Annotated in this window: 12 protein-coding genes; 1 reads left to right on the top strand and 11 read right to left on the bottom strand. The window is 42.9% G+C overall.

What is annotated here, in order from left to right:
* Window positions 1-59 precede the first annotated feature (59 nt).
* Window positions 60-1196, bottom strand: a complete 1137-nt coding sequence (gene mltG / locus ACFWE9_RS12025; RefSeq protein ID WP_230155167.1) for an endolytic transglycosylase MltG — start codon at window positions 1194-1196, stop codon at window positions 60-62.
* A gap of 489 nt (window positions 1197-1685) precedes the next feature.
* Between mltG and ACFWE9_RS12020 the strand changes: the two genes are divergently transcribed.
* Entirely contained in the window at window positions 1686-1841 is a 156-nt protein-coding gene (locus ACFWE9_RS12020) for a hypothetical protein (protein WP_230155165.1), read from the top strand.
* Window positions 1842-2016: 175 nt separating this feature from the next.
* On the opposite strand, the gene ACFWE9_RS12015 is transcribed toward ACFWE9_RS12020, so the two are convergent.
* From ACFWE9_RS12015 to recD2, 10 genes are all read right to left on the bottom strand, one after another.
* Window positions 2017-2307 carry a DUF1292 domain-containing protein gene (locus tag ACFWE9_RS12015; RefSeq protein ID WP_063232962.1) on the bottom strand — a complete coding sequence of 97 codons (291 nt, stop codon included), beginning with the start codon at window positions 2305-2307 and terminating at the stop codon, window positions 2017-2019.
* 11 nt (window positions 2308-2318) lie between these two features.
* Complete coding sequence (ruvX, locus tag ACFWE9_RS12010) at window positions 2319-2744, bottom strand: Holliday junction resolvase RuvX (protein ID WP_230155163.1); 426 nt, start codon at window positions 2742-2744, stop codon at window positions 2319-2321.
* Window positions 2744-3013, bottom strand: a complete 270-nt coding sequence (locus ACFWE9_RS12005) for an IreB family regulatory phosphoprotein (protein ID WP_034311358.1) — start codon at window positions 3011-3013, stop codon at window positions 2744-2746. The genes ruvX and ACFWE9_RS12005 overlap by 1 nt, the downstream gene beginning before the upstream one ends.
* 66 nt (window positions 3014-3079) lie before the next feature.
* Window positions 3080-5716, bottom strand: coding sequence for an alanine--tRNA ligase (alaS, locus tag ACFWE9_RS12000; RefSeq protein ID WP_230155160.1), 2637 nt, complete (start codon window positions 5714-5716; stop codon window positions 3080-3082).
* Window positions 5717-6023: 307 nt separating this feature from the next.
* Complete coding sequence (locus ACFWE9_RS11995; protein WP_377356922.1) at window positions 6024-7100, bottom strand: AI-2E family transporter; 1077 nt, start codon at window positions 7098-7100, stop codon at window positions 6024-6026.
* Window positions 7101-7326: 226 nt separating this feature from the next.
* Complete coding sequence (locus ACFWE9_RS11990; protein WP_377356938.1) at window positions 7327-7524, bottom strand: hypothetical protein; 198 nt, start codon at window positions 7522-7524, stop codon at window positions 7327-7329.
* Between the two features lie 8 nt (window positions 7525-7532).
* Window positions 7533-7991 carry a PRC-barrel domain-containing protein gene (locus ACFWE9_RS11985; protein ID WP_377356920.1) on the bottom strand — a complete coding sequence of 153 codons (459 nt, stop codon included), beginning with the start codon at window positions 7989-7991 and terminating at the stop codon, window positions 7533-7535.
* A 131-nt stretch (window positions 7992-8122) separates the two neighbouring features.
* Window positions 8123-8890, bottom strand: a complete 768-nt coding sequence (locus tag ACFWE9_RS11980; RefSeq protein ID WP_377356918.1) for a TPM domain-containing protein — start codon at window positions 8888-8890, stop codon at window positions 8123-8125.
* Window positions 8890-9456, bottom strand: coding sequence for a LemA family protein (locus ACFWE9_RS11975; RefSeq protein ID WP_377356916.1), 567 nt, complete (start codon window positions 9454-9456; stop codon window positions 8890-8892). Before ACFWE9_RS11975 ends, ACFWE9_RS11980 begins: the two co-directional genes overlap by 1 nt.
* Window positions 9457-9556: 100 nt before the next feature.
* A complete protein-coding gene (gene recD2, locus ACFWE9_RS11970; protein ID WP_377356914.1) occupies window positions 9557-11986 on the bottom strand; it encodes an SF1B family DNA helicase RecD2 in 2430 nt (809 codons plus the stop codon).
* Between the last annotated feature and the right edge of the window lie 15 nt (window positions 11987-12001).

The following is a 12001-nucleotide window of genomic DNA, read 5'->3' as shown; positions in this document are numbered from 1 at the left end:
ACTATTCTATCATAAAAACAAGGGGAAAGTAATATCTCTCCCCCCGCAGTTGCTAAGCATTATTTATTGGAAATATGCTCCGCCTTTTTATTATTGTGGTCCTCCAATGTTTTGGAGTAAAGCACTTCCCCTTCAGGTGTCGCCAAGAAGTATAGGAAATCCGTTTTCTCGGGTTTCAATACCGCTTCGATCGATGTCGTTCCAGCATTGGCAATCGGCCCTGGAGGTAGCCCCTTGTTCTTGTACGTATTATATGGGGACTTCACCTCAAGGTCTTTGTAAAACACCTTACTTTTATGTGAACCCTTTGCATACAAGACGGTTGGATCCGTTTGAAGCGGCATATCTTCCTCGATACGATTGTAAAAGACGGAAGCTATTTTACCGCGATCGACTTGTGCCGTTGCTTCTTCTTCAACTAGTGAAGCGAAGGTCAGCATCTTGTGTACGGAATAATCGTTCTTTTTCATTTGGGGTTCGTATGCCTGTAAGGTCTCATCCGATTTCTTCAGCATCTCGATGACTATGGATTCCAATGTTGGTTTTTCCTCATAAAAATCATAAGTCGCTGGGAAAAGGTACCCTTCAAGCGGATATAAAATCTTTTCATTTTCAATTTCCGACGTCAATAGCTCCGGATAATGCTCTTGCATGGACTTTACGAATTTCTTATCATTCAATTCCTTGAAAACTTTTTTCGGATCTTGGCCCGTCTTCACTGCAATGATATCGGCGATTTGGATAAGCTGTTTCCCTTCAGGAATCGTGATCTTCAATGCCGCTTCTTTCATGAGTTTCCCGGTTTTGATGCTTGTGACAATATCTTTAATTGGCATCGAAGGTGATAATTTATACTCACCTGCCTGGAAACCGGATTCATTGCGGAATTTAATATAATATTTGAATACGCGTGCGTCCTTTATTATCCCCTGCTCTTCAAGCAGTGTCGAAATTCCGTTCACGGATGAACCGATGGGGATTTTCACTTTCTTGATGGTGTCATCATCTGGATCGACTGGTTTCATGGCAGAGTTGATATATAAAAAACCTACCAGACTAACTATACCGATTAGTAAAATAAGCGAAGCTATCGTAATCATGATAATTTTACGTACAAGCTTTGCTTCTCCTTGCCGTTCTAACAATTTCATTTGGATATGTTCCTTTTTAGATAAATTTTTATCTTTTTCATCCATTTTCATTCCCCCTGCAAACTCACACCAACTACAGAATGGTTTCTTGATGATGCTTTCTCTAATTAATCTTTGCTTCGAACATTATACTAAAATCAACAAATAATTACATGTTTTTTGCAAAACTACATTCTTCACTACTCTATTTATGGCAAAAATGCACTAGTTTTGTCAATATACAGCCGTTATTTTATAGGAAAATAGTGATATCTTTGTCTACAGTTTTTTTGATGGGTGTAGTTAATTTACACTTCAGGCACTCACTTCCGCGGATTGTCCGCCCTCAGCGTTCTTTGCGCCTGCGGGGGTCTCCCTTAAACGCGTATTTCCCGCAGGTCTCGTAGACCTGTTCCAATCAGCTTAGTTTTATTTACTCAGCTTAAAAAATGCACTCAATTTGTTTCCTGTATGTACTAGGCATTTCATGAAATGACCAGGAATATTCATATACGTATGCTACTATTGATTCAATGAGAGAAAGGTGTGAATGAGATGGATAATTCTTTTTTTGTAGGTTGGGGAACGTTGGCACTCATAAACGCCGGACTTGCTCAAGGTAAAAATAGAACGGCCTTAAATTGGTTCATGCTATCATTATTCTTAGGTCCGCTTGCAACTTTTATTCTTTTATTCGTAGAGAAAAGATAAGGGGTTACTGGTACATACATGACCGCCCTTGATGGAGGTGGGTTACTGTAGTGAGGGGTTATCAATTTCGAACGTTGATTTCCCGCAGGAGGCTCCCACACCGGTTCCAAATAGATCCCCTTTTGTCTACAAACTAAAAAACTGACCTCGATGGAGGTCAGTTTTTTTCTGGTGATTATTCTTCTTCAGCTTCTTCTTGGTCAAGGAATGTATTTAGCATTTCTTCTACTAAATCCCATTCTTCTTCCGTTTCGATCGGTGTTAGTTCACCATCTTTATTATCTTCGCTTGGTACGAAAGATGAAGCGTGGATTTCAATTTCTTCCTCATCATCTTCTGCAGACATCGGATAATAAAGTACATAAGATTTGTTGAATTTATCTGAATCGAAAGTGAAAAGGATTTCGCAAAGCTGCTCATTTCCGTTTTCATCTACTACTGTAATGTTGTTTTCACCGTGTTCCATTTGCATTCACCTCATATTGAATTTGTTTGTCTGTCCAAGAAACCTTGCAGAATCATGACAGCTGCCATTTTATCAATGACTTTCTTACGTTTGCTTCGGCTCACGTCCGCCTCAAGAAGGACACGTTCAGCCGCCATGGTTGTCAACCGTTCATCCCAGAGAAACACTGGCAGCTTGAATTTATTTTCTAAGCGTTTGGCGAATTCTTGACTGATCTCGCCGCGCGGTCCTACAGTTCCATTCATATTTTTAGGTAAACCGAGGACAATCTTAGAAACTTCATGTTCTTTTATGATTTCATTGAGACGTTTTAAGCCGAAGTCATTTCCAGCTTCGTTAATTTTGATCGTTTCCAATCCTTGTGCAGTCCAGCCCATCGCGTCACTCAAGGCAACGCCGATGGTTTTTGAACCTAAATCAAGTCCCATTGTGCGCATTAGTATTCCTCTCGATGATTCTTAAGATACGACTTAACCAATTCTTCGATGATTTCATCGCGTTCAAGCTTACGAATAATGTTTCGAGCATCCATATGGCGCGGGATGTAGGCCGGGTCACCAGATAATAGATAACCGACAATCTGGTTAATCGGGTTATAACCTTTTTCCTGAAGTGCAACATAAACTTGAGACAATACTTCTTGTACATCTCTTTCGAATGGTTCTTCGGGAAAATTAAATTTCATCGTTTTATCAAAGGAACTCATTAACATGCACCTCTCCTCAGCGTCCAGAATCCACTATTACCTACATTGTACAACACTTTTCATGGATTATGAAATCGATAAGACCCATTCTTCAACAAAATTAAGTGCTGCGTCCAATTTTTCAGGGTCTTTTCCGCCGGCTTGGGCCATATCTGGACGTCCGCCGCCGCCGCCGCCGCAACGGGAAGCAACTTCTTTGATCAATTTGCCTGCATGGAAACCGCGATCGATATAATCTTTCGTCACACCGGCAATTAAATTAACTTTATCGCCTTGAGCCGATCCCAATACGATAATGACAGAATCTAGCTTTTGTTTCAAATCATCCGCCATTGCACGCAGATTATTCATGTCGGTAGCTTGAACCTTTGCCACCAATACTTGTACTCCATTTATTTCTTTTACGTTAGAAACGAGGCTTCCCGCTTCAATATTACTTAATTTTGCAGTCAGGCTTTCATTCTCACGATGAAGGTCCTTCACCTCGGCTAAGACCGTTTCAATTCTTGAAGGTACATCTTTCAAGTTCGTTTTCAATTTAGCAGCAGCGTCCTTTAATACGCCGATCTGGTCAGTCATCAATTTGTATGCGCCAGCACCCGTTACTGCTTCTATCCGGCGAGTCCCAGCTCCGATGCCGCTTTCGGAAACGATTTTGAACAAGCCGATTACCGCTGTATTCGGGACATGGACACCACCGCAAAGTTCAAGACTATAATCGCCTATTTGAACGACACGGACAATCTTGCCGTATTTTTCGCCGAACAAGGCCATTGCGCCCATCGCTTTCGCTTCTTCAATATTTTTATAATCCGTATTCACTTGCAGACTTTGCCAAATTTTTTCATTTACAATCGTTTCGATCCGCTCAATCTCCTCTGCCGTTATCTGGCCAAAATGAGAGAAATCGAAGCGAAGACGCTCAGCTTGTACGAGTGAACCGGCCTGATTGACATGTGTACCCAATACATCTTTTAATGCCTGATGCAGAAGATGCGTCGCTGTATGATTTTTCGTGATATGGATGCGGTTTTCTTGATTGACCGCAGCAACGATATCGGAATCTGACGTTAATGTTCCGGCAACCACAGTTACACGGTGCAGATTTTGGCCATTTGGCGCTTTTTGAACATCATGGACATCCACTTTCACGGATTCACTGGCCATCGTTCCTTTATCAGCGATTTGCCCGCCGCTTTCCGCGTAGAATGGAGTTTTGTTCAGAATCACCTGAACATCTTCACCTTCTTGTGCCTCCGTTACAAGCTCGCCATTTTTTATGATTGCAGCTACTTTTGCCTCAACCGCAACTTGATCATAGCCAACAAATTCACTTTCAACTTTAATATCGCCCAGTACTCCGCCTTGGATTTGCATGGAATCCACATCTTGACGAGCTGAACGGGCACGTTCACGCTGTGCATCCATTTCCTTTTCAAATCCAGCCTGATCGATCATCATGCCTTCTTCTTCTGCATATTCTTCCGTTAACTCGATTGGGAAGCCATATGTGTCATATAAACGGAATGCGTCACTGCCAGGAATGGTTGTGCTGCCTTTTTCTTTTTCCTTTTTGATGACTTCAGAAAGGATGGCAAGTCCATCATGAAGCGTTTCATGGAAACGTTCCTCTTCATTTTTGATGACTTTCGCAATGAAATCTTTATTTTTAAGTACTTCAGGGTAGAAGTCTTTCATGATTTCACCGACAACTGTCACAAGCTCGAACATGAATGGACGATTGATGTTGATTTGCTTAGCATATCGAACCGCTCTGCGAAGTAAACGGCGTAACACATAACCACGGCCTTCGTTGGATGGAAGTGCTCCGTCCCCTACTGCAAATGCTACAGTACGTATATGGTCGGCAATGACCTTGAATGCAACATCTTTTTCTGTATCGACACCATATTTCACATCGGAGATTTCTTCGACCGCCCGGATGATTGGCATGAATAGATCGGTATCATAGTTCGTCGCCACATCTTGAACGACGGATGCCATACGTTCAAGCCCCATGCCCGTATCAATATTTTTCTTTGGAAGCGGTGTGTAAGAACCGTCCGGATTATGGTTGAATTGAGAAAACACAAGATTCCAGACTTCTAGATGCCGTTCATTTTCCCCGCCTGGATATAGTTCCGGATCATTCGGATCATCACCATATGCTGGTCCGCGGTCATAGAAAATCTCTGTATTCGGACCACTAGGGCCTTCACCGATATCCCAGAAATTTTCTTCCAGACGAATGATTCTTTCAGCAGGAACACCGATCTTTTTATTCCAAAGCTCGAATGCTTCGTCATCTTCAGGATGGATTGTCACAGCTAATTTCTCTTTGTCAAACCCTATCCATTTTTCATCCGTCAAAAACTCCCATGCCCATGTGATGGCTTCCTCTTTAAAATATTCACCAATGGAAAAGTTACCTAGCATTTCGAAAAACGTATGATGACGTGCTGTTTTCCCCACGTTTTCAATATCGTTCGTACGAATGGCCTTTTGTGCATTTGTAATCCTTGGATTCTCTGGAATCACCCGGCCATCAAAATATTTCTTTAACGTCGCAACCCCGGAATTGATCCAAAGCAAAGATGGATCTTCATGAGGAACCAATGACGCACTTGGTTCGATGGTATGGCCTTTCTCACTAAAAAAATCTAAGTACATTTGGCGGATTTGAGCACCAGTTAAATACTTCATATATATCCTCCTTCTAATAATTATGTAATTTTGAGCACACAAAAAACTCCCATCCCAAAAACAGGGACGAGAGTTAACTCGCGGTACCACCCTGATTATGGACGCAGGAAAATCCTCTGTCCATCACCTTCATAAAAGCCTTAACGCGGCATGACGGCAGGTATTAGCTGCTCTCAGGACTAGCTTTCTGCTGCTCTTCATCTGGCAATCCCTCTCAGCCTAGGGGACCCCTCTCTTCTAGATGGACTTCAGCATACTTCATCCTTCAACGAATTATCTTATGTAATGGATTATATTCACAAGGCTTTTATTTGTCAATAAGCGGCGGCTTCTTTCTGAAATGAACACGGGCATGAAGCACAAAAACTTTCAGCACAGCCAAAATGGGAATCGAAAGGACCATTCCCGTGATACCGCCTATTTCACCTCCGGCCAATAATGCTAGCATGATGAAAAGCGGATGCATATGGAGGCTTTTACCGACTATTAACGGCGACAAGATATTCCCCTCAAGAAATTGAAGGACAAGCACGATCACCACGATGATCAACACCATTTTCACTGATATTGTCGCGGCGATTATCACGGCAGGAATGGCCCCGATAATCGGCCCGAAATACGGAATGACATTCGTTATTCCGATTATCGCCCCCAAAAGCAGCGGATATTGCATGTCGACTATCCAAAAAAGCAGCGAGGAAATCAACCCGATCACGACACAGACAATGATTTGACCGCGAATATAACCGCCAAGCGACGCATCAACATCACGAACGAATGCCCGTCCCTGTTTGCGCCATTTTTTCGGGGTCATATACCAAGCCATTTTTTTTAAAGCCGTGAAATCTTTCAGGATATAAAAAGCAATGAATGGAATCAACGCAATCAGAACGATAAAATCAATCATCTTCATGGCATACTCCATCGCTTTTTCAGACATACGATTCAACCAACCTTCAAAAAGGGTGACACCGTCTTCAAACCTTTCATGAATACCGAACGGCCATGTAGCTGTTTGATGATTAAGCTTATCTATCCTGCTCCGGTACTGTTCAACTAGTTCCGGTACGCTTTCCGACAGCTCGCGAACCTGACTGACCATCACCGGTATGCCTTTATAAACGGCAAAGCCAATCCCTCCGAAAAATAACAAATAGATGATCGTAATCGAAAGCCACCGACGCATTCCTTTCTCATTTAAATATTCCACTACCGGATGCAGCAAGTAACTGATGAACGCACCAATCAAAAAAGGTAAAAGTACCGTCACACATACAGTTACAACAGGTCCCCACATAGGCTTAAGTTTCATAAAAATATAAATAACGAAAAATAAGAGCAATAAAAAACCCAGGCGATAAAACCATTTTAGACGAATACTCACACTAAACACCTCCCGCTCATTTATTCTTCGAAAGGCGGAAGGATTTCATACATAAAAAAGAGTGTCCCCACGATCAGGACACCCAAACGCATTAAAATAATGACTTTAATCTTTTGCGTATCTTCTTCATACTACGTTTGATCATCTTTGAGTTCATCATGTCCGAACCCATGTTCATAAGACTATTGCGTGAACGTCTAGCCATTGTAAACACCTCTTCCGTTAATTACATACTGAAGCGGCGGTCATTTTCCTCAAACAAATCGTCCAATGAGCTTAAACTTCCATCTTCCTCGACCTGGTGCGTATTAATGATTCCTTCCGATAAGGTCATTTCAATAAAACAACTCCAACAATAATATTGATTCACGCCAATTTTCCCGACATCTTTACTGCGGCAATTCGGACATTGTATTTCCAAAATTGGACACCTCACTGTTCATAAACTGAAACAATGATGGTATCCTTCCCTAATGTAGGTGGCTGTTTTGATTCGACCACTGTCGACTCCGAGAAAAACCCATCCGTTGTTTCATACGCTATAATCGTGCCCAATTTTTCCTTGAAATATACATCCTGCAGTAAACCAAGCTCTTCGCCCATTTCTGAAAAAATCATGCGTCCCAATAATTCGTCCTTTGTTAGACAGATGGAACCGTCAGGCACTTTCCTTGGAGTTGAATCCTGTTGCATGATGACGATCCCATCTGGACCGAAAGAAGTAATATCGTCCAGTTTCAAATGGAAGGCTCTCTTGAACAATGCTTGTTGATGAATGACCAAGCCTGTTACTTGGCCCGATTCAGAAATCGATAAATCGTGGACCGTGCCGATCCTTTGTCCTGTGCTTGTAAAAACCGGCATCCCTTTCAATAAAGAAAACGTCCGCAAGGTCATCCCGCCTTTCCGAACATTTTTATTATTTCATTCATCCTGTAAATAGATGTGCTGAAAGGTTTTCCATTGTTCATCATTACGAAAAACATGGCATAAAAAAAGACCGGTTTCCCGGTCACCTCATCTTACCATCCTCTGCTGGAACCTCCGCCACCAGAACTTCCTCCGCCACCGCCTCGTGGGCCTCCACCGCCGCCACCGCCTCCGCGACTAATGAACATCAAAAGGATATTAAGTAATGTTTGAAGTAAAAATCCTTTGAAGAACTTGGCATCAAGGATGAACACAATGATGACACCGATGATGATGAGAAAAATCTGTAAACGTGATGGCTGAAAGGTATCTGACTCTGATCCTTGCTGAACGGAGAGATCTTGATGAAAATCGTCACCTAGGTCGTATTCTTTCGTGACATCGTTATACACGGCCTTATAGGTTTCCGTCAGGGCAGCATCATATTTACCCTCTTTCAGCGCAGGGATAGCCACATTATCCAAAATCTGTCCAGATTTTATATCGGTAATGGCCCCTTCCAAACCGTACCCCACTTCAATACGGATTTTCTGTTCTTCCATGGCCAGCACAATGAGGACTCCATTGTTCAGCTCGGCATCACCAAGCTTGAATGATCTAAATGCCTCGACCGAGTATTCCTCGATCTCGGATCCTTCCATCGAATCAACCGTCAAAACGGAAATCTGTGCTTTTGTGGCATCATCCAAGCGTTTTCCAAGTTCGATGAGTTCGGATTTCTCCTGATCATCGAGTACTCCAGCGAAGTCCTGGACATAGATATCCCCAACAGGCTTAGGAATGTTAGGTTGTGCTGCGACTACGTTTGCTAAATTGAACATGAGAATGAAGAATAGCGCAAACACAGCGAGTTTTTTCATTATTTATCGCTCCCGAAATCAACCTTAGGTGTTTCTTTTTCTTGATCGGTCACTTCAAAATATGGTTTAGCCTCGAACCCGAACGCGCCTGCCATCATATTTTTCGGAAAGCGTTTAATGGCCTTATTATATGTGGTAACTTCATCATTATAGTCTTTTCGGGCTACCGTCAGACGATTTTCCGTTCCTTCCAAACTATCCATGAGGCCCTTAAAGTTCTCATTAGCCTTTAAATCCGGATAGTTCTCGACAACCACCAAAAGACGGCTTAAAGCCCCACTCATTTCTTGATCGGCCGCTATCGCATCTTCAGTCGAATTGGCACCAGCTAACTTCGATCGTGCATCACTCACCGCTTTAATGGCTTCCGTTTCATGCTTTGCATAGCCCTTTACCGTTTCGACAAGATTCGGAATCAAATCCGCTCTTCGCTTCAATTGATTATCCACCTGTGACCACTTATTGTCGACGTCTTCATTGGCACTAACAAGGCCGTTGTACGAAGATACCCCATAAATGATCAGTAAAACGACAACGACTAACCCTATTATCCATCCTTTTTTCATTCAAATCCCCCTACTCTTTCACATATAAGTTATATTTTATAATGGTTCCACCAAAACTATGAGTTTAAAACAAAATTTATGAAGGAACGAAACAGTCACCCTACATGAAATCATAAGGCGTGACATTTTCCATCCCGATCATCGGGTCTGCATGCATGAGGATATCAAGATAACTTGCCTGTTCCTCATGTACCTCTCCCTTTTCCACTGGCAGATCTTCTTCACTCAGAGCCTCTCGCAGCTTTTCACGCAAGGTCGTTTTCCGGCGCATCTCATCATTACGTTCGATTCCTAAACGGAATGCATCTTCTTCACCACAAAGAATCAAGAAATTTTTACTGCGGGTAATCGCCGTATACAATAAATTACGACGGAGCATCCGATAATAACTTTTCACTACTGGTAAAATGACAATAGGGAACTCGCTACCCTGCGACTTATGGATGGAGCAGCAATATGCATGTGTAATCTGGTTCAAATCCTGTTTCGTGTATGTTACTTCTATCCCCTCAAACGATATGATTACTTTATCGACATGATCGGTATTTTCTTTAGCGAACAATATGGACACGATTTCGCCCATATCCCCATTAAAGACACCCTCCTCCGGCTGATTCACCAGTTGAAGGACTTTATCTCCCGTTCTGTAGATCACGTCACCAAATTTAATTTCCCGCCGCTTTTCATTCACATTGCTATTGAAAACTTCCTGAAGCATTTTATTCAATGCATCAATCCCGGCAGGACCTCTATACATGGGAGCCAACACCTGTATATCTTTTGCCGTAAAACCCTTCGTCCTCGCATTCGCAACCACTTTCTCAATGACTTGGGGGATTTGGCCAGTCTGGCAGCGAATGAATGATCGATCCTCTTGCTGCTTCGTGACATCATCCGGAAGTCTTCCTTTTTTGATATCATGGGCCAATTCAATGATCGATGAACCATCAGCTTGACGATAAATATGCTCAAGACTGACAGTCGGTACACAATTCGATGCAAGCAAATCCTTTAATACCTGTCCAGGGCCGACTGATGGGAGCTGATCTTCATCACCAACCAATATCACTTGGACATTTTCCGGCAAAGCTTTAAACAATTGATGGGCAAGCCATGTATCCACCATCGAAACCTCATCGATGATTACGATACGGCCATCCAACTGATTATCCTCATCATGGGAAAACCCTTCACTCCCGTTCCACCCCAGTAGACGGTGGATCGTAACGGCGGGGAGTCCCGTCGATTCAGCCATGCGTTTCGCTGCACGGCCAGTAGGAGCCGCAAGTACGAATGGAAATGGATCGCTGCCCTCTTTTTTATAATCGTGAATGTCCATCGATACGCCATGCAGCTCTGCATAGAGCTCAACGATCCCTTTGATTACTGTTGTCTTACCGGTACCCGGTCCCCCCGTCAAGATTAACATGGGTGACTGCAGGGCTGTTTGGATCGCTTCCTTTTGAGCTGGAGCATAGGATACATCTAGCCGCTCTTCCAGCTTGCCAAGTGCCAGCAAAAACTCCGATTCCGGGAACTGGTCTTCATACTCGGTTTGAGAAAGCAATCTCTTGATGTTCATTATGATTCCTTTTTCGGAATAAAATAAGGAGGGCGGATAAATTCGTTGATCCTCGACAACGATTTTCCCCTCTTGCGTCAATTCGATTATTTCCGAGGAAATGTTCGTGAACTCAATCCGATCCCGTTTATTTTCCTCAAGCAGGCGCTTGACCGCTTCCAAAAGCTGCTCAGCTTCTATGTAGATATTTCCGTCCTGGAGGCATTGTGATTCAAGGGTGTACAAGCAGGCTGCCTTGATTCGGTCGGGATGACTGCCGGAAATGCCAAGCTGATTCCCAAGCTCATCCGCCCGTCCAAAACCAATCCCTTCAATATCCTCTACAAGCTTATAAGGATTTCCCTGAACCATCGAGATCGTATCCTGTTTATACATTTGATAAATCTTCATCGACAGCTGAGGACCAAAACCATATTGATTCAGGGCGATCATCACCTGCTCCAGACCTTGATGCTCCACTAATGTATCATAGAGAACCTTTGCCTTTTCCCCAGATAACTTCGGGATATCATCAAGTAACGAAGGCTGAGCCAGAATTTTGGAAATTGCCTTTTCCCCTAGTGTCTCAACAATGCTCTCGGCTGTTTTTTTCCCAATGCCTTTGAACAGGTCACCGGATAAATAGCTGACGATGCCTTCCTTGGATTGGGGTAAATCCTTGCGAAAATGCTCAACATGATATTGAAGGCCAAAACGCGGATGTTCCTTCATCGCTCCATAAAAAATATAAATCTCGTCCTCATGCATCTTTGGAAAATATCCGGTTACGACAGCTTCCTTCTCTTCATAATTCAGATTCGTTTCATGCACACGAATTCTTACAACCGAGTACATATTTTCTTCATTATGAAAGATCGTCACTAAATGACTTCCTTTCATGAACATTTTCTCTTCTGAAAACAAATCCAACGAATCTTGCTGGCTCAACGCTTCTCCCCACCTTTCCATGCATATGCCTTCTAT

This window comes from Peribacillus sp. NPDC060253 (genome assembly GCF_042727425.1).
Taxonomy (GTDB): Bacteria; Bacillota; Bacilli; order Bacillales; family DSM-1321; genus Peribacillus.
This window is presented reverse-complemented; position numbering and strand designations above follow the sequence as displayed.